Source organism: Geomonas terrae (assembly GCF_004791675.1).
GTDB classification, from domain to species: Bacteria; Desulfobacterota; Desulfuromonadia; order Geobacterales; family Geobacteraceae; genus Geomonas; species Geomonas edaphica.
Window position 1 is genome coordinate 318292 of sequence record NZ_SRSC01000003.1, and the last position, 17887, is coordinate 336178.

Annotated in this window: 17 protein-coding genes; 15 read left to right on the plus strand and 2 right to left on the minus strand. The window is 63.3% G+C overall.

The features are described 5' to 3' along the window. The first annotated feature begins 13 nt into the window (after positions 1-13). Positions 14-628: an HAD family hydrolase gene (locus E4633_RS13170; protein WP_135870749.1), complete on the plus strand. Its 615-nt coding sequence runs from the start codon at positions 14-16 to the stop codon at positions 626-628. Here the strand turns inward: E4633_RS13170 and E4633_RS13175 are convergent. After that, positions 625-1062, minus strand: a complete 438-nt coding sequence (locus tag E4633_RS13175) for a GSU0071 family protein (RefSeq protein WP_135870751.1) — start codon at positions 1060-1062, stop codon at positions 625-627. The genes E4633_RS13170 and E4633_RS13175 overlap by 4 nt on opposite strands. Before the next feature lie 279 nt (positions 1063-1341). Between E4633_RS13175 and rsgA the strand changes: the two genes are divergently transcribed. Together rsgA and E4633_RS13185 are read left to right on the plus strand one after the other, a co-directional pair. Next, positions 1342-2277, plus strand: coding sequence for a ribosome small subunit-dependent GTPase A (gene rsgA / locus E4633_RS13180; RefSeq protein ID WP_135870753.1), 936 nt, complete (start codon positions 1342-1344; stop codon positions 2275-2277). A 4-nt stretch (positions 2278-2281) separates the two neighbouring features. Beyond that, positions 2282-3004 (plus strand): spermidine synthase, encoded by a 723-nt coding sequence (locus E4633_RS13185; RefSeq protein WP_135870755.1) that lies wholly within the window; start codon positions 2282-2284, stop codon positions 3002-3004. Between the two features lie 28 nt (positions 3005-3032). Here E4633_RS13185 and E4633_RS13190 read toward each other — a convergent pair whose 3' ends face one another. Next, the gene (locus E4633_RS13190; RefSeq protein WP_135870757.1) at positions 3033-3314 is read right to left on the minus strand and encodes a hypothetical protein; all 282 of its coding nucleotides are present in this window, start codon (positions 3312-3314) and stop codon (positions 3033-3035) included. A gap of 216 nt (positions 3315-3530) precedes the next feature. Here E4633_RS13190 and E4633_RS13195 point away from each other — a divergent pair, with 216 nt between their 5' ends. From E4633_RS13195 to hypF, 12 genes are all read left to right on the plus strand, one after another. After that, complete coding sequence (locus E4633_RS13195) at positions 3531-5360, plus strand: MEDS domain-containing protein (protein ID WP_135870759.1); 1830 nt, start codon at positions 3531-3533, stop codon at positions 5358-5360. Positions 5361-5382: 22 nt separating this feature from the next. Then, positions 5383-6756 carry a sigma-54-dependent transcriptional regulator gene (locus E4633_RS13200; protein ID WP_135870761.1) on the plus strand — a complete coding sequence of 458 codons (1374 nt, stop codon included), beginning with the start codon at positions 5383-5385 and terminating at the stop codon, positions 6754-6756. A gap of 358 nt (positions 6757-7114) precedes the next feature. After that, positions 7115-8035, plus strand: a complete 921-nt coding sequence (locus E4633_RS13205) for a sensor histidine kinase (protein WP_135870763.1) — start codon at positions 7115-7117, stop codon at positions 8033-8035. A gap of 66 nt (positions 8036-8101) precedes the next feature. Continuing rightward, positions 8102-8434 carry a hydrogenase maturation nickel metallochaperone HypA gene (gene hypA, locus E4633_RS13210; protein WP_135870765.1) on the plus strand — a complete coding sequence of 111 codons (333 nt, stop codon included), beginning with the start codon at positions 8102-8104 and terminating at the stop codon, positions 8432-8434. 215 nt (positions 8435-8649) lie between these two features. Beyond that, positions 8650-9756, plus strand: coding sequence for a hydrogenase small subunit (locus E4633_RS13215; protein ID WP_135870766.1), 1107 nt, complete (start codon positions 8650-8652; stop codon positions 9754-9756). Next, complete coding sequence (hybA, locus tag E4633_RS13220; RefSeq protein ID WP_135870768.1) at positions 9740-10666, plus strand: hydrogenase 2 operon protein HybA; 927 nt, start codon at positions 9740-9742, stop codon at positions 10664-10666. The genes E4633_RS13215 and hybA overlap by 17 nt, the downstream gene beginning before the upstream one ends. Continuing rightward, complete coding sequence (gene hybB, locus E4633_RS13225; RefSeq protein ID WP_135870770.1) at positions 10666-12000, plus strand: Ni/Fe-hydrogenase cytochrome b subunit; 1335 nt, start codon at positions 10666-10668, stop codon at positions 11998-12000. Before hybA ends, hybB begins: the two co-directional genes overlap by 1 nt. 41 nt (positions 12001-12041) lie before the next feature. Continuing rightward, the gene (locus E4633_RS13230; RefSeq protein ID WP_135870772.1) at positions 12042-13721 is read left to right on the plus strand and encodes a nickel-dependent hydrogenase large subunit; all 1680 of its coding nucleotides are present in this window, start codon (positions 12042-12044) and stop codon (positions 13719-13721) included. A 271-nt stretch (positions 13722-13992) separates the two neighbouring features. Continuing rightward, entirely contained in the window at positions 13993-14478 is a 486-nt protein-coding gene (locus E4633_RS13235) for a HyaD/HybD family hydrogenase maturation endopeptidase (RefSeq protein ID WP_135870774.1), read from the plus strand. Positions 14479-14515: 37 nt separating this feature from the next. Continuing rightward, positions 14516-14689: a twin-arginine translocase TatA/TatE family subunit gene (locus tag E4633_RS13240; protein ID WP_135870776.1), complete on the plus strand. Its 174-nt coding sequence runs from the start codon at positions 14516-14518 to the stop codon at positions 14687-14689. A gap of 18 nt (positions 14690-14707) precedes the next feature. Then, entirely contained in the window at positions 14708-15553 is an 846-nt protein-coding gene (gene hypB, locus E4633_RS13245) for a hydrogenase nickel incorporation protein HypB (RefSeq protein ID WP_135870778.1), read from the plus strand. A 20-nt stretch (positions 15554-15573) separates the two neighbouring features. After that, on the plus strand, positions 15574-17844 hold the full coding sequence (gene hypF / locus E4633_RS13250; RefSeq protein ID WP_135870780.1) for a carbamoyltransferase HypF: 2271 nt from the start codon (positions 15574-15576) through the stop codon (positions 17842-17844). The last annotated feature ends 43 nt before the right edge of the window (positions 17845-17887 follow it).

Consider the following 17887-nt stretch of genomic DNA (forward strand, 5'->3'; position numbering starts at 1 on the left):
GGTCTTTTTACTTATGGAAAAAACGAGTGATTGCAACGGCATGCTGCGCAGCAGGCACTGGATCTTCGATCTCGACGGTACCCTCACCGTCGCCATCCACGATTTCGCCCACATAAGGAGCGTGCTCGGGGTCCCGGAGGGGAGCGACATCCTGGGGCATCTGGACGCCCTTCCAGAAGGGGAGGCGGCGCGGGCCCGGGCCATCCTGCAGGCGATAGAGGAAGAACTGGCGGGGCGGACCGAGCCGGCCGAGGGGGCGCTCGAGCTTGTCGAGCTCCTGCACGGCCGCGGCACCCGGATGGGGATACTTACCAGGAACACCAGGGAAAACGCGCTCGCCACCCTTAACCGCATCGGCCTTCTCCCCTACATAGCGGCGGAGGACGTCCTTGGCAGGGACGATGCTCTCGCGAAGCCGGACCCTGATGGCATCTATAAACTAGCGTGCCGCTGGGGGGTACCCCCAGCGGCACTGGTAATGGTAGGCGATTACGCCTTCGATCTTCTCACCGGCCGCGCTGCCGGGGCCGGCACCATCCATGTCGATCCCGCGCGTAGCTTCCGCTGGCCCGAGCTCACCGACCTCGCGGTCGGGAGCCTCGCGGAGCTCGCGCTCGCGCTGCGTTAGGCAAGTCCCTCCAGTTCGTGGTCCGCTATCTGCACGATCTCGTCGTATATCGCCAGCATGACGTGCAGGTCGCACCACTTCTTCGTCATGTTCCGCACCAGATAGGCTCCGTTCACGAGCGTCCCGGAGAGCAGGGCAATCCCCAGGGGGCGCTGTTCGTCGACCGAGATGAGGAAACAGGCGTAGACCGCGATGAAGAGCATGGAGAAAAGCCACGCCACTTCCGGTCCCTTGAACGGGTTCAGCATCACCTTGGTCAGGTCGATGTAATAGCGGGTGAGCCCGCGAACGCGGCGCATGCACTCGATGATCCCTTCGCTGTGTTCCTTCAGGTAGAGGCTCGCGAGGAAATGGGTAATCGCCAGTTCCTTTCCCTTAGCCATCCGTTCCTCAATGTACATGCTGATCGCTTCATCCACGCTCTCTTTGCTCATGGCTGCCACCTCCGGTCGCACCGGCGCCCCCTGTTCCAGTTTTTTGGGGGATTGAAGACCCCCTTGATCCTGTAGGGAAACGAGCTTTGTGTACCTGTTTGCTGCGCTTTCACATAATGAAAAATATCGTTCATAAGCCGCACGCTGTCAACAGTACGTTGCTCCACTTATCGGCTGTTCCACGCTTTTGTTGACAACGATCCGTCTCCTGCCGTACTCTCGGGCTCGGCCCGGGCGGCAAAGCCGGGACAACCGCCCGAAACGGCGCACTGGAGGGGTATGGGGAGCAAGGGAAAACAGGGGAGGGAAAGGGGCGAAGAAGGCCTCATCGTCTCCCATTTCGGCGTGGCGGTCGAGGTGCTCTTCGCAAGCGGCGAGCGTCGCATGGTGAAGGTGAAGCGCAACTCGGGCCACGTGGTAGGCGACCATGTGACGGTCGAGGGTGAGGTGCTGGCGCGGCTGCCGCGGAAGACCGAGCTCTCAAGACGCGACGCCCGCGGCGGCATCCACCTGGTCGCCGCCAACCTGGATGTCCTCGGTGTGGTCCTCGCACCCGGCACCCCGCCGGGATTCCTGGATCGCGCCATCGTCGCCTCCCGGGCCGCGGGGCTCTCCCCCTTCATCGTCATCAACAAGTGCGATCTACCCGAGGCGCGGGAACTGGGTGAGGGGGTGCGCGCGGTTTACGGCGGCATACTCCCCTTTTTCACGCTGAGCGCAGCGACCGGCGAGGGGATCGCCCCGCTGTGCGCCTTTCTAAGCGACGGGCACCGCGGTGCCTTTGTCGGCACCACCGGGGTCGGGAAAAGCTCGCTCATGAACGCCCTCTGCCCGGAGTTGAACCTGAAGGTCGGGGAGCTGTCGGACTACAACTGGACCGGCAAGCACACCACCACGGTCTCTTCGCTGCACGCACTTCCCGATGGGGGTGAGCTGGTCGATACCCCGGGTTTCCGCGATTTCGGCCTCGTGGACATCACCGTCCCGGAGCTTGCCGTGCGGTTCCCCGGTTTCGAGTCCCTGGAGGCGCACCACTGCCGTTTCAACGACTGCCGGCACCGGCAGGAACCGGGGTGCGCGGTCCGGGAGGAGATGGATGCGGGTGGGATCAGCGAGGAGCGCTACCGCACCTACCTCGTGCTCCTGGCAGAGGTGGAGGCCCTGGAGGAAGAGGCGCTAAAGCGCAGTTGGAGAAGCAACAAGGAGAAGAGGTAAACAGATGGCGCAGCCATGGAAAGTATTGCAGAGCGTGCAGACCGCGGACGGTACCCTCGAACTGAGGCAGCGCGGTGAGCGCGATTTTCTTATAACGGTAAACGGCCTCGTGCTGATGAACAGTTCGTTGCACCGCTCCGAAGTGGCGCTCGGGGAGGTGGCCTGCGGGCACCTGAAGGAGGCGCAGGCCCCGAAGGTGCTGGTGGGAGGGCTCGGCATGGCGATCACGCTCCGGGCGGTCCTCGACCAGATGCCGCAGCGGGCCGACGTCCTGGTAGCGGAACTCAATCCCGTGGTGCTGGAGTGGTGCCGCGGCCCGCTTGCGCCGATCACCGCCGGGGCCGCCTCCGATCCGCGCGTCACCGTGGAGATCGCCAACGTGGCCGACGTGATCAGGAGAAGCGCCATGGGTAACAGCCGCTTCGACGCCATCGTCCTCGATCTGTACACCGGTCCGCACGCGAAGACCGACAAGATCATAGACCCCCTCTACGGCGAGATCGCGGTCGAACTCACCAAGGGGGCGCTGAAGCCGGGTGGGGTCTTCGCCGTCTGGGGTGAAAACTACGACCAGGGCTTCGACAAGCGCCTGCGCCAGGCCGGTTTCGCGGTGAGCTGTGAGCGTCCCGGGCGCGGCGGCTTGAGGCACGTGGTGTACCTGGCGCGCCTTGAGTCACGTCCCGAGGGATTGCCGCAGCGAGGGCGGAAACGGGCGCCGCGCCGCTAAGGCCGGCACCCTCTTCCTTTATCTCGCCTTAGGCCGCGACGCCGAAATCAGCGCCCGCATACTGCACCGCCGCCGGGTCGCTCGCCCTCGGCGGGGAGATCGCGTGCACCCCGCCGCAGGAGGGACACCCCTGCACGAAGGTCCGCAGCACGAAGTCTTTGCCGCACTCCTGGCACTCCACCTGGAGTGCGCTCGGCAGCGGCGAGCATGCCACCCGTCCGCCGTGTGCCGCCAGCACGAACTCCACCAACTCCCTGCCGGTGGCGTAGGGCCCACCCCCTCTGGAATTACCCGATCCGCAATCGCACATCCTTCCTCCCGTGTTGCCTTGAATTGAAACGCGAGGGGCACGCTACCACGCCCGCCGTACCGCATCCTTGATCTCGGTCAAAAAACCGCGCTTGTCATAGGCCTTTCGCCCGCCGGCGGTGCGAAAATCGCCGCTTGCGTTATTGCAATGCCGGACGATTCCAGTATATTGTGTTGGTGTTTTTTAATGTATGCCGCGCACGAGGAGATGACCGGGATGGAAGAAGAAAAATCCCTTGTGGAAATCACCGATATCGGCGTCGTCAACGTGCATGACCACCTCTGTCTCATGTACCGCGACGATGAGGAACTGCTGGGCGCGGTGCTCCCGTTCATCCAGGGAGGGTTGTCGCTCGGTGAACGCTGCGTCTACCTGCACGCAGCCGAGAAGCGGCTCGAGGAGGTACTGCAAAACGCGGTGGATGGCAACAAGGAAGACTCCGGGGCCCTGATCCTGCTGCCGCTCAGGCAGACCTGGCTTCGTGGTGGAGCCTTGAAGCAGGACCGCATCATGGAACTTCTGGGGGATATCTGCTCGGGCGCAGCCTCCGACGGCTTCAGCGGAACCCGCATCGTATGTGACATGTCCTGGGCGCTCAGGGACACCAAGTCGCAGCAGATGCTGCACCACTTCGAGCGCAACCTGACCGCCTTCGCCGCGGCCAACGAGACCGCGCTGCTCTGCCTGTACGACCGCAGGAGCTTCGGCGACGAGAGGCTGCTCGACTTGGCCCGGATACACCCCTCCCTCATCTGCAGCGGCAGGGTCTGCGAAAACCCGCTCCATCTTCCGGTGGGGATGCGCGCACCGGTCCTGAGCGAGCTCGACACCTTTTTCGCCGCCTCGCACCGGTTGACCGCGGTCATCGACGACGGGGAGCGCCTGAAAAACGAGCTGGAGCAGGCCTACTCCGCCCTCGCCAAGAAGATTTACGAAAACTGGCAGGAGGAGGACACCCTGAGGGCGACCGAGAAGGAGATGCAGGAGAAGGACGAGGCGCTCCTCGCCAACCGCAGGCGCCAGTACACCATCCTGCAGCATCTCCCGGCCATCATGCTCGCCTTCGACAGCGGCGATCGGCTTGCCGCGTGCAACCACGAGTTCGAGCGGGTCACCGGATTTCGCGGCGAAGATGTGATGGGAAAGGCGATGCTGGAGCTGCTCCACGTCGAGGCCGAGCAGCGTGAGGAGGTCGTCGTCCACCACCCGCGCGAGGGGGGAGACTACCGGGGGAGGGAGTGGCGCCTGCGCTGCAAGGACGGCTCGCTGCGACTCGTCTCCTGGTCCAACATCTCCCATTATGTTCCGGTGAACGGCTGGGCCAACTGGATCCTCGGCATCGACGTCACGCCGAGGGTGGCGGAGCCGGCCCTGCGTACCGCAAGGGAGGAGCTGGAAGTGCGGACCGCGGAGCTGGAAGCCCTCGGGCAGGCGATCAGCCACGATCTCGCCGGCAGGCTCGCGAGGATCAGCGGCGACTGCAGCGGTCTCAAGCAGTTTCACGCCCCCCAACTGGCGCCGGGGTGCCGGGAGCTCCTGCTGGACATCGAGAAAGCCGCAGCCGAGCTTGCCGGCCCGATCGCGGCGCTTAAGCGCATGACCGCCTTGACCGTGACCGGTATCCGGCCCGTCGAGGTCGACCTGAGCGCTATGGCCGCCGAGATCGCGGCGCAGCTCTCGGGTGCCGCCCGTCGCCCCGTCGATTTCCGCATCGAGGACGGGGTGACGGTGACCGGCGACAAAGAGATGCTCCGCCTTGCCATGGAGCAGCTCCTTGAGAACGCCTGGCACTCGACCATGGGGGTCAAGCATCCGGTGATCAGGTTCGGCACGGCGCAGGTGCGCGGCGAGCGGAGCATTTACGTGAGCGACAACGGCCCAAGGGACGCCGAGGCGCCGGGAGAGCCGGACGGGAAAGGGCAGGGTGAGCGCATCTGTTGCGGCATCGGTCTCGCCACGGTACAGCGCATCATAAACCTCCACCGGGGCAGGATCTGGAGCGCGGAGCAGGCCGGAAAGGGGGGCACCCTCTACTTTCAGGTCTAGCGACGCTCGCGAGAGGACCGTCATGAAAAGCAACGACGCAACGCTACCGGTAGTGGTGGTGGATGACGACCGAGAGATGCTGCAGGTCTACCGCACGCTGCTCAAAGGGCACGGTGTGGGGCCTATGGTCGTCTTCGAGGACGGAAATGCGCTGGTCCCCTTCCTGCGGCGCGAGGATGCGGCCGCGGTGGTGCTGGACTTGGCCCTTCCCACGGTGAACGGCGCCGAGCTGCTGCGAAATCTCGTCGAGGAGTTTCCGCACCTCCCCGTGCTAATCATCACCGGAGTGGCCGAGATCGGTCAGGCCGTTGCCTGCATGCGGGCGGGCGCCTGCGACTACCTGTTGAAGCCGCTCGACAACGCGACCTTTCTCTGCGCCATCGACCGCGCCCTCGGCATCACTGCGGACGAGACGCGGCTGCGCAACCGGCGCATGCCTTTCCCGGACATCGTCACCGAGGACCGCCAGATGCTGAAGCTCCTGAAGCGGGTTCAGGCCATCTCGCACAGCGGTCAGCCGGTTCTCATCACCGGCGAGACCGGGGTGGGGAAGGAGCTCTTCGCGGAGGCGGTGCACCGCTGCTCCGGAAAGAAGGGGCCCATGGTCACCGTCAACGTGGCCGGGGTGGACGACGCCGTCTTTTCCGACACGCTGTTCGGGCACCGCAAGGGGGCCTTCACCAGTGCGCAGGAGCACCGCGAGGGGCTCATCCGCAGGGCCTCGGGGGGAACCCTCTTTCTGGACGAGATCGGTGATCTGAGCGAGAGCTCGCAGGTGAAGCTTTTGAGGCTCATCCAGGAACACGAGTACCTTCCGCTGGGAAGCGACACCGTTGCCAAGTCCGACGCAGGCATCGTGGTCGCTACGAACCGCGAACCGAAGCTCCTTCTCGAGCAGGGGCGGCTGCGCGAGGACCTCTTCTACCGACTTAGCTGCCACCGGATCCACATCCCTCCCCTGCGGGAAAGGAAAGGGGATATCTCCATGCTGCTGGAGCATTTCGTCACCCTCGCGGCACGGGAGATGGGGAAGGCGAAGCCCTGGTACCCGGTGGAGCTGTCGCGCCTTTTGCAGCAGTACCATTTCCCCGGCAACGTGCGGGAGCTGCAGGCCATGGTCTACGACGCGGTGGCGCTCCACGAGAAGGGGGCCCTCTCCCTCAACGGGTTCCGCTCAAGGATCGACCTCCCGCCGGCGGAACTGCGCACGGATGAGGAGCAGGAGGTCGTGACGGTGACCTTCAACGGCTTCCCCAGCATCAAGCAGGCGCAGAGCCAGCTGATCAGCGAGGCGCTGCGCATGTCCAACGGCAACCAGGGTGAGGCTGCCACCCTGCTCGGCATCTCCAGGCAGGCTCTGAACAATCGGCTGAGAAGAAAGCCGACCTCCGCGTGATTCGCCTGCAACGGACGTTGCACCTGCCACGAAAGTTGTCCCTCCGCAAACCGCTTCCGGCAAAGGCTCCGGGGCACCGGCACTGATGATGTAAACCTTTGTTGCGGGGGGCAACCACATCTCCTTTGGCCCGCCCCTCCGCATCGCGTTGGAATTACAGGTAAATCCGCACGCGGAGAGGTTCGGCACGGTTGCTGCTGTATGTAAGAAGCGGACCGCTCGCGCTGCGGCGGGAACCGCTTGGGAAACGGGAAACATCCGGCGGGGGAAGCGGACGCTTCGGTGCAACCGGTCGGGTAAGCTTGGGGGCTTGGGGGCCTGGTAGCCGCCCGGGTCCGGGTCATAAAGGGGGTGCCCCATGACCGACATGTTCAAGGATAAAAGGCATAACGGGGAGGGACGGTTTTTGACCATAGACAAGGAAATAGCATCGAGCATGCTGAACGCGTCGTACGCCGTCGACTTGAAGTCCGCGGTGCACACCTCGCTGGAAACGATCCGCAACATGCTCCTCGACCGTCCGAACAACGAGGAGATCAGCCTCCTGACCCAGCAGGTGGAGCGTCTTTTGACCGAGCAGACCGAGAGGCTCGAGTCGATCAACCGCGATCTGGAGGCGTTCAACTACTCGGTGGCCCACGACCTGTGCGCCCCCTTAAGGAGGATATGCGGCTTCACCCGCGCCCTGCAGGAACAGTATGCCGGGAGGCTCGATCTCGACGGCATGGATTACCTCGAGAGGATCTTCAAGTCGTCGCAGCACATGAACGAACTGATCGAGGCGCTTTTGCAGCTCTCCCAGCTCTCCTACCAGAACCTGAAACAGGAGGTGGTGGACCTCTCCGAGATCATGAGAGAGACCGCCACCGACCTGCAGCTTGGCAATCCCGAGCGCCGTGTCGAGTTCGTGATCCAGCCGATGATCTGCACCTTCGGCGACCACAACCTCCTCGAGATCGCCATGAAAAACCTTTTGAGAAACGCGTGGAAGTTCACACAGATGCGGGAGGTAGCCCGCATCGAGTTCGGCGCGTGGGAGGGGGGCGAGGACGGCACCTGTTTCCTCAAGGACAACGGCATCGGCTTCGATATGGCCAATGCGGAGCGGATGTTCCATGCCTTCCAGCGGCTGCACAGCTCGAGCGAGTTCCCGGGCAACGGCATCGGCCTCACCACGGTGCAGCGCATCATAAACCGCCACGGCGGCAAGATCTGGGCTGAAGGGGAGGTGGACAAAGGGGCCGTCTTCTACTTCACCCTGCAGGCCCGCACCACCTGAAAAGCCCCCTTTTGCGCGCCGGCGCGATCTGCTATAGTCCTTGCACTTTTAAACGGGAGGCGGGCGATGCACGAGATGAGCATAACCCAGAGCATGGTGGAAATATGCGAGGTTCACGCGACCGGGCGCAAGGTGGTCGAGGTGGTCCTGGAGATCGGAGAACTCTCGGGGGTGGTGCCGGAGAGCGTCGAATTCTGCTTCGAGGCGTGCACGAAGGGTACGCTCCTTGAAGGGGCGAAGCTCAGCATAGAGAGGGTTTCCGGTCGCGGGAGCTGTCCGGACTGCCACGGCGAGTTCCCCATGCTAAGCCTTTTCGCCCCGTGCCCGGACTGCGGCGCCTTCGGTCTCACCGTCGTTTCCGGCGAGGAGTTGAGGGTGAAGGAGCTCGAGCTGGAGTGATCCCTTCTGACCGGTTTTGGGTCAAAATGATACAAAGTCGGGACAGAAGTACGCAACAAAATGAAGCAAAAGGAGGCGCCGCGCGAGAGGGTATCGCGGGCGCCCTTTTTTTTGTTCAATGATTTCGGAAGCTTCTCCTTGCGAAAAATGTTTACCGGATTGGCACGGGTGTTGCCGTATACGTGCCGGTTCGATTTATCTCGAGGAGGGTTGTTATGAAAGAAGAGATGTTTTGCGATGGGGTAACCCGCAGGGACTTCATGAAGGCCTGTGTCACCGCAACGGCGATGATGGGGCTCCCCTTCGCCATGCATACGCAGGTGGCCGAGGCCGTTGAGAAAAACGGCAACCCTGCGGTGATCTGGCTGCACTTCCAGGAGTGCACCGGCTGCTCGGAGTCGCTTTTGCGCTCCTCCCACCCGACCATCGCGTCGCTGATTCTGGACATGATCTCGCTGGACTACCACGAGACGCTCATGGTCGGCGCCGGTCACCAGGCCGAGCAGGCCCTGCATGACTCCATGAAGGCCAACCACGGCAAGTACATCCTCGTCGTCGAGGGGGCCATCCCGACCAAGCAGAACGGCATTTTCTGCAAGGTCTCCGGCAAGACCGCACTCGAGTCGCTGCAGCACGCGGCCGAAGGCGCCGCCGCGATTATCTCCATCGGTACCTGTGCCTCCTACGGCGGCATCCAGGCTGCCTCCCCGAACCCGACCGGCGCGGTCGGCGTCAGGGACATCATCAAGGACAAGCCGATCATCAACATCCCCGGCTGCCCGCCGAGCCCGTACAACTTCCTTTCCACCGTCCTTTACTACCTCACCTTCAAGAAGCTCCCCGAGCTCGACGCCCTGGGGCGTCCGAAGTTCGCCTACGGCAGGAGGATCCACGAGCACTGCGAGAGGCGTCCGCACTTCGACGCCGGCCGCTTCGCGAAGGCCTACGGCGACCCGACCCACGCCCAGGGGTACTGCCTCTACAAACTCGGCTGCAAGGGGCCGGCGACCTACGCCAACTGCTCTGTCCAGCGCTTCAACGACGTCGGCGTCTGGCCGGTATCCATCGGTCACCCCTGCATCGGCTGCACCGAGCCGGATCTTCTCTTCAAGACGGCGATCGCCGAGAAGGTTCAGATCCACGAGCCGACCCCGTTCGACAGCTACGCTCCGGTCGATCTGAAAGAGAAAGGCAAAGGGCCGGATCCGCTGACCACCGGCTTCGTCGGCCTTGCCGCCGGTGCGGCTCTTGGCGCCGGCGCGATGCTCGCCAAGAAGCTTCCGGGGGATGCGCAGGAGGGTGGCCATGAAAAAGACGAGTAGACGCGATTTCCTCAAGTTGGCCGGTGCCACCGGCGCGGGTCTTCTGGCCTGCGGCGCGGGTAACGCACTTGCCAACGAGGGGCTCCAGGTGAACAACGAGGAGCTCGGCATGCTCTACGACGCCACCAAGTGCGTCGGCTGCAAGGCGTGCATGTCCGCCTGCAAGAGGGTGAACCACGACTACGGCTCACTCTCCTACGAGAAGGCGAAGTTCGACGAGGACGGCCTGTGGGATGCGCCGAGCGACCTCTCCGGCTCCACCCGTACCCTCATCAAGCTCTTCAAGGAGAGCGAGCAGCGCTGGAGCTACGTGAAGTACTCCTGCATGCACTGCCAGAAGCCTTCCTGCGTTTCGGTCTGCCCGGTTTCGGCCATGACCAAGGAGAAGGTCTCCGGCATCGTCGACTACAACAAGAACACCTGCATCGGCTGCCGCTACTGCCAGATCGCCTGCCCGTACAACATCCCGAAGTTCCAGTGGGAAAAGGCGGTGCCGCAGATCGTCAAGTGCGACCTTTGCAAGTCGACCAACCTGCGCGAGAAGGGGATCTCCGCCTGCGCCGAGGTCTGCCCGGCTGGCGCCATCAAGTTCGGCAAGAGAAAGGATCTCCTCGACGAGGCGCATCAGCGCCTGAAGGACGCGCCGGACAAGTACGTGCAGCACGTCTACGGCGAGCACGAAGGGGGGGGGACCAACCACCTCTACCTCGCGTCCATGCCGTTCAATAAGCTAGGTCTCCCCGAGATCAAGCCGGAGGCACCGGCCGAGTTCTCCGAGAAGATCCAGCACACCATCTACAAGGGGTTCATCGCCCCGGTGGCGCTTTACAGCACCCTTTGCTTCATCGCGGTTAAGAACATGAAGAAGCACGAAAGCCACGACGACGATCACAAGAAGGGGGACAAGTAATGGGTCACAGCGAAGAATATCAAAAGCTGGAAGGTAAGATCTTTACCAAATCCTTCTTCATCCTCCTTTCCGTGGTGCTCTTGGGCTTCTACTTCGTCGGCGTGCGCTACGTAAAAGGGATCGGCGCCGTCTCCAACATGAGCGACGGCTACCCCTGGGGCATCTGGATCACCTACGACGTCGCCACCGGCACCGCAATCGCCTGCGGCGGCTACGCGGTCGCGATCCTTGTCTACATCCGTAACAGGATGCAGTACCACCCGATGATCCGCTCCGCGATCCTCACCTCCATGTTCGGCTACGGCCTGGCCGGCTTCTCGGTCATGGTCGACTTGGGCCGCCCCTGGAACGCGTACAACTTTTTCATCCCGAGCAAGTGGCAGGCGAACTCCGCCATGTTCGAGGTAGCCCTTTGCGTCATGGCCTACTCAACCGTGCTCATCCTCGAGTTCCTCCCGGCGATCCTCACCTCGATCGAGCAGAGCAAGTGGGACCGTATGAACGCGATCCGCAACTGGCTCCACCCGCGTTTCGCGCCGGACAAGAAGACCATGGAGGACAAGCTCGAGATGGTGCGCCTCGGTGCGCTCTGGCTCAAGCCGCGCCTGAACAAGGTCCTCATCTTCTTCATCGTCCTGGGGATCACGCTGCCGACCATGCACCAGTCCTCGCTGGGGAGCCTCCTTCTCATCGCCTCGACCAAGCTGCATCCGCTCTGGCACACGGGCTTTTTGCCGCTTCTGTTCCTCTTGAACTGCATCTTCATCGGCTACTCCATCGCCATCCTCGAGTCGATCATCTCGAGCTACTCCTTCAAGCGTCCCTTCGAGATCGAGGAACTCTCGGGCCTCGCCAGCCTGATCCCGTTCGTGACCGTGATCTGGCTGAGCGTCGTCATCGGCGATCTCGCACACAGAAACCAGATCGCCGCGGCGCTGAAGGGGGACTTCTACTCCGGCTGGTTCATGACCGAGTTCGTGCTGGTCGCCGGCGGCTCGCTTATCCTCTTCGTGAAAAAATGCAGAAGGTCGGCACGCTGGCTCTTCATCTCCGCTTCCATGATCGTCCTCGGGGGTGCCCTCTACCGCTTCAACGTGTATCTCATCGGCTTCAACCCGGGCCAGGGGTGGAAGTACTTCCCCTCCTTCGCCGAGATCATGATAACGGTCGGCATCGTAGCCCTGGAGATCCTCGGCTACAAGGTCTTCGTCGCCCTGTTCCCGGTCCTGCCGAACATGGATCTGCACGCCGCGCACAAGAAGAAGGGGCACGCGAAGAAGCACAAGGGCGAGCAGTCCAAGCCGCTTCCGCAGTCCGAGGCCGCGGCTCACTAATCCAACGATTTAATTAAGCAATTAGCCTTTTGGAGGAATAAATGTCTAGAATCACGCTTGATCCCATCACCCGAATCGAAGGACATCTGAGGATCGATGTCGAAGCAAACGGCGGCAAGGTAACCAACGCCTGGTCCTCCGCCCAGATGTGGCGCGGCATCGAGGTCATCCTCAAGGGGCGCGCCCCGGAGGACGCCTGGAGCTACGTGCAGCGTTTCTGCGGCGTCTGCACCACGGTGCACGCCATCTCCTCGATCCGTGCCGTAGAGCACGCCCTCGACGTCGAGGTGCCGCTGAACGCCCAGTACATCCGTAACATCATGATCGCCCAGCACTCGGTGCAGGACCACATCGTCCACTTCTACCACCTCTCGGCGCTCGACTGGGTCGACATCGTCTCGGCGCTGAAGGCCGATCCCAAGAAGACCGCGGCGATCGCGCAGAGCATCTCCGACTGGCCGGGGAACTCCGAGAAGGAGTTCAAGGCGGTACAGGACAAGCTGAAGGCGTTCGTCGCCGGCGGCAAGCTCGGCATCTTCGCCACCGGCTACTGGGGCCACCCGGCGATGAAGCTCTCCCCGGAGGTCAACCTGATGGCGGTCGCCCACTACCTGAAGGCCCTCGATTACCAGAGGAAGGCTTCCCAGGCGACGGCGATCCTCGGCGGCAAGAACCCGCACATCCAGAACCTGGTCGTGGGGGGCGTTGCCACCGCCATCAACACCGAAAACATCGCGACCCTCAACGTGGAGCGTCTCATCTACCTGAAGACCCTCATGGAAGAGACCCGCGACTTCGTGCAGAAGGTGTACTACCCCGACCTCCTCGCCATCGCGGGCGCCTACAAGGACTGGTTCAAATACGGCGCGGGCGTCACCAACTACATGGCGGTGCCGGAATTCCCGGAAGACACCAAGAACACCAAGTTCCAGCTGCCGGGCGGTATCGTCATGGCGGGCAACATCGCTGGCATGAGGATGGTGAAGGATCACCGCGACGACTACCTGATCAAGAACATCAAGGAGAACGTCACCCACGCCTGGTACGAAGGTAACGGCACGCTGCACCCGTGGGACGGCGAGACCAAGCCGGACTACACCGACTTCAAGGAAAACGGCAAGTACTCCTGGTGCAAGGCGCCGACCCTCGACGGCAAGCCGGTCCAGGTCGGCCCGCCGGCCCAGATCATGGCGGCATACGCCGCAGGCAACCCGAAGGTGAAAAAGCTCGTCGACGGCGCGGTCTCCACCCTCGGCATCTCCATGAAGGACATCCACTCCACCATGGGCCGTCTCTACTGCCGCGGCGCGCGTGCCCACGTCATGGCGGACCTGGCGCTTGAGAACCTGGACAAGCTGATCGCCAACATCGGCTCCGGCGACCAGACCTACGCGAACCACACCGTGATCCCGAAAGGGGAGTACAGGGGCGTCGGCTTCCACGAGGCGCCGCGCGGCACCCTGTCGCACTGGATCGTGATCAAGGACAAGAAGATCGAGAACTACCAGGCCGTCGTTCCCTCCACCTGGAACGCGGCGCCGAGAAACGAGAAGGGCGAAATGGGCCCCTACGAGGCGTCCCTCATGGGGAACCCGATCGCGGATCCGAGCAAACCGCTCGAGGTGCTGCGTACCATTCACTCCTTCGACCCGTGCATCGCCTGCGCCGTCCACACCGTGGACCCGGAAGGCGCCGAGATCACCAAGGTCAAGGTGCTGTAAAAAGAGAAGGTCAAGGGGCTGGGGGCAGCGGCTGGAATACGGCGGCTCGCTCCCGGTCCCGCTCCCCGAATCAGGGGCCGGTACAGGAAAACAGCGGTTTTGGTATGTGAGGTTTGGGTGTCGCAACAATTCGGGCTTTGGGGGCGAACGCGGGCGAAAAAAGCTTGTGCCGCCGCCGGTAGTCGTTTAATTTATAGCCTTGTTTTGCTAGCCCCCGATCCTGCTTCCTAGCCCTGATTTTCCCCCGGCCCCTTTCTTTTTTGGAGGTTACATGCAGGTCCTCATCTATGGCGCCGGCAACCTGATCCTTTCCGACGAGGGATTCGGCGTCCATTTCGTACGTCATCTGGAAAAGCACTACCACGTCCCCGAGAACGTCGAGCTGTACGACGGCGGGACCCTCGGCATTATGGTCCACTTCAAGTTCGAAGAGGCCGATCGCGTCATCCTGGTGGACGTGGTGCAGGCGAAGGGAGAGCCGGGCGACATCTTCCGCTACGAGCGTGAAGACATCATGTTGAAGAACATCCCGGTGAAGATGTCGCCGCACCAGATCGGGCTCCAGGAAATGCTCCTGATCTCCGAGATGCGCGACGCACCGAAGCCTGACCTCACCTTCTTCGGTATCGTGGCACAGACGCTCGATCCCGGCGACCAGCTCTCCCCGCCGCTGCAGGCAGGGCTCGAGAAGGTGGCGGCGATGGTGGTCGAGGAACTCGACAAGGTCGGTATCGAGCTGAAACGTAAGGAAGCCTGATCGCGCACGGAGCGGTCAGCGGATAAAAGGAGAAGACATGTTCGGATTCGGTTTACCTGAGTTGTGCATCGTGGCGGTCATCCTGCTGGTGGTTGCAGGTCCCAGCAAGCTGCCGCAGTTCGGCCAGGCCCTTGGGAGTAGCATCAGGGGGTTCAAGAAGGCGCTTAACAGCGACGACGCCGTGAAGATCGAAGAGAAGAAAGAAGTCTAGCCCGGAGGTTCAAGCGACATGTGCGTAGACTGCGGCTGCGGCCCGACCCATAAGCACGATCACGACCACGATCAAGATCATCACCACGACCACGATCATCAACATGATCACGATCACGGCCATAACCACGATCATGATCACGGCCACGATCATCACCATGGGCACAAGCACCATCACCACCACGAGAAGGCTGCCGAGAAGCCTGTCAAGAAGGTGGTGATCGAGACGGACATCCTGGCCAAGAACAACCGTATGGCAGCGGGCAACCGCGAGCTTTTCCGCGCGAAGGGGCTCTTCGTGCTGAACCTCGTCTCGTCGCCGGGATCCGGGAAGACGACCATCCTCGAACGAAGCCTCAAGGATCTCGCCGGCTCATGCCGTTGCGCCGTGGTCGAAGGCGACCAACAGACCGACAACGACGCGGTGCGCATCGCCGCCACCGGCGTCCCCGTGAAGCAGGTGAACACCGGCGCCGGGTGCCATCTGGACGCCCACATGGTGCTGCACGCCGTTGAACACTTCGACATGGACAACCTGGACCTCCTTCTCATCGAGAACGTGGGGAACCTGGTCTGCCCCGCCTCCTTTGATCTCGGCGAACACCACAAGGTGGTGGTGCTGAGCGTCACCGAGGGGGAGGACAAGCCGCTCAAGTACCCGCAGATGTTCCATGCCGCCGACATCATGCTCCTCAACAAGGTCGACCTCCTTCCCCATCTCGATTTCGACGTCGAGAAGTGCAAGGAGATGGCGCGCCGCGTCTCCCCGGGCATCAGGATCTTCGAGGTCTCCAGCAGGACCGGCGAGGGGATGGACCAGTGGTACGCCTGGCTCAAGGAAGGGATGGAAAAGGCCCGCAGCTAGGGCACGATCGACGGTAACCGATGACCACACGGCAGCGCGCAAGTCTCGAGATCGACGGAATCGTGCAGGGGGTGGGGTTCCGCCCCTTCGTGTACCGGCTCGCCCTGCGTCTGGGGCTCTCCGGCTGGGTGCGCAACACCGGCCAGGGGGTGCAGATCGAGGCGGAGGGGGAGGCGGAAGCGCTTGCCGCCTTCAGCCGCGCCCTGCGTGAGGAGGCGCCGCCCCTGGCGGTGGTTACCGCGCTTCGCCTGACCCATCTCGACGCGGTGGGCGAAGAGGGTTTCGTCATCCTCGACAGTGCGAAAAAAGGGCACGGCGGCGAGGTCTCCCCGGACTGCGACGTCTGTGAAGACTGCCTGAAAGAACTCTTCGATCCGGACAACCGGCGCCACCTCTACCCGTTCATCAACTGCACCAACTGCGGCCCGCGCTATTCCATCATCACCGGCATCCCCTACGATCGTCCCGCCACCACCATGGCCGGCTTCCCCATGTGCGACGACTGCCTGGCCGAGTACCACGATCCCCTGAACCGCCGCTTCCATGCCCAGCCCAACGCCTGCCCGGTGTGCGGGCCGAGACTCTCGCTCTTCGATGCCGAGGGTGCTCCCGTAGCCGGGGACCCGTTGCAGCAGGCGCTCGCCGCCTTGAAGGCCGGGCGCGTGGTCGCGGTGAAGGGGGTGGGGGGGTATCATCTCGCGGTCGACGCCTCAAACGAGGAGGCGGTGACGCTGTTGCGGCGACGCAAGAAGCGGGACGAAAAGCCCTTCGCCATGCTCGCCGCCGATCTCGACGCGGTGCGCCGCCACGTCCACTGCTCGGAGCTCGAGGGAAGGCTCCTTTCGGGTGTCGAGAGTCCCATCGTCTTAATGCGCAAGCGGCCCGAGAGTACGGTCAGCCCCCTGGTGGCGCCGGGGAACGGCTGGTTCGGTTTCATGCTTCCGGGAAACCCGCTGCAGCACCTTCTGGCACGCGGCGTCGACAGCCCCCTGGTGATGACCAGCGGGAACCTCTCCGACGAACCGATCGCCTACCGTGACGACGAGGCGCTCCGCACGCTCTCGGGCATCGCGGACTTCTTCCTTACCCATGACCGCGATATCCACACCCGGACCGACGACTCCGTCATCCGTCTCTACCGGGGGGAGCCGCTCTTTCTGAGACGCTCGCGTGGCTACGTGCCGCGTGCCGTGGCGCTTCCGGGCGAGCAGGCGCGCGTGCTGGCGGTGGGGGCGGAACTGAAGGCGACCCTGTGCCTTACCCGTGGCGGCCAGGGCTTCATGAGCCAGCACATCGGCGACCTGAAGAACGCGGCGACCCTCACCTCGCTGGAGGAGAGCGCGGCGCACCTCGGGCGGCTTTTGGAGATCACGCCGGAGGTGGTGGCGCACGACCTGCACCCGGACTATCTCTCCACGGTTTACGGCCAGGGGCTCGGTCTCCCCTGCGTCGCGGTGCAGCACCATCACGCCCACATGGCCTCTTGCATGGCCGAGAACGGCCTCGACGGCGAGGCGATAGGGGTGATTCTCGACGGCACCGGCTACGGCAGCGACGGCACTATCTGGGGCGGCGAGTTCCTGGTCGGTGGGTACGCGGGATTTGCGAGGCGCGGGCACTTCGGGCTTATGCGCATGCCGGGGGGCGACGCCGCGGTGCGCGAGCCGTTCCGCATGGCGCTAGCCGCGTTGTACCGCCTGCACGGTGCAGAGCTTTTCCTTCAGCCGCTCGCGGTCTGCGGAGAGGTGCAGGAGGGGGACCGCCCTCTTTTCCTGAAGATGCTGGAGAAGGGGATCAACGCACCGCTCACCTCGAGCTGCGGAAGGCTCTTCGATGCCGTTTCCGCGCTTCTTTCCGTCCGGCACCGGATCAGCTACGAGGGGCAGGCCGCCATCGAACTGGAGGCGCTGGCCGAAACGGGCGCCGCAGACGAGGCGTATCCGTATCTCGTGGCGGGGGAGGGGAGTCACGTCCTCGAGTTCGGTCCCGCAATCGCTGCGATCTGCGCAGATCTCGCCGGCGGGAAGAGCCGCGCCGATATCGCGCGCGCCTTCCACCGGACCGTGGCCGCCGGCATCGTAGAGGTGTGCCGCCGCATCCGGGCCGAGCATGGAGAGGAGCGCGTGGTCCTGTCGGGGGGTGTGTTCCAGAACCGGCTTTTGACCGAGGACGTGGCGGGAGAGCTCACCGCAGAAGGGTTCCAGGTCTACTGCCACCGGCTCGTGCCCCCGAACGACGGCGGCCTCGCCCTGGGACAGGCGGTGATCGCCGGGCGGGCCTTGGGAAAATAATGGTCGCATCCTCCCCCTCCCGCCAGGGGAAGGAGAACCGATC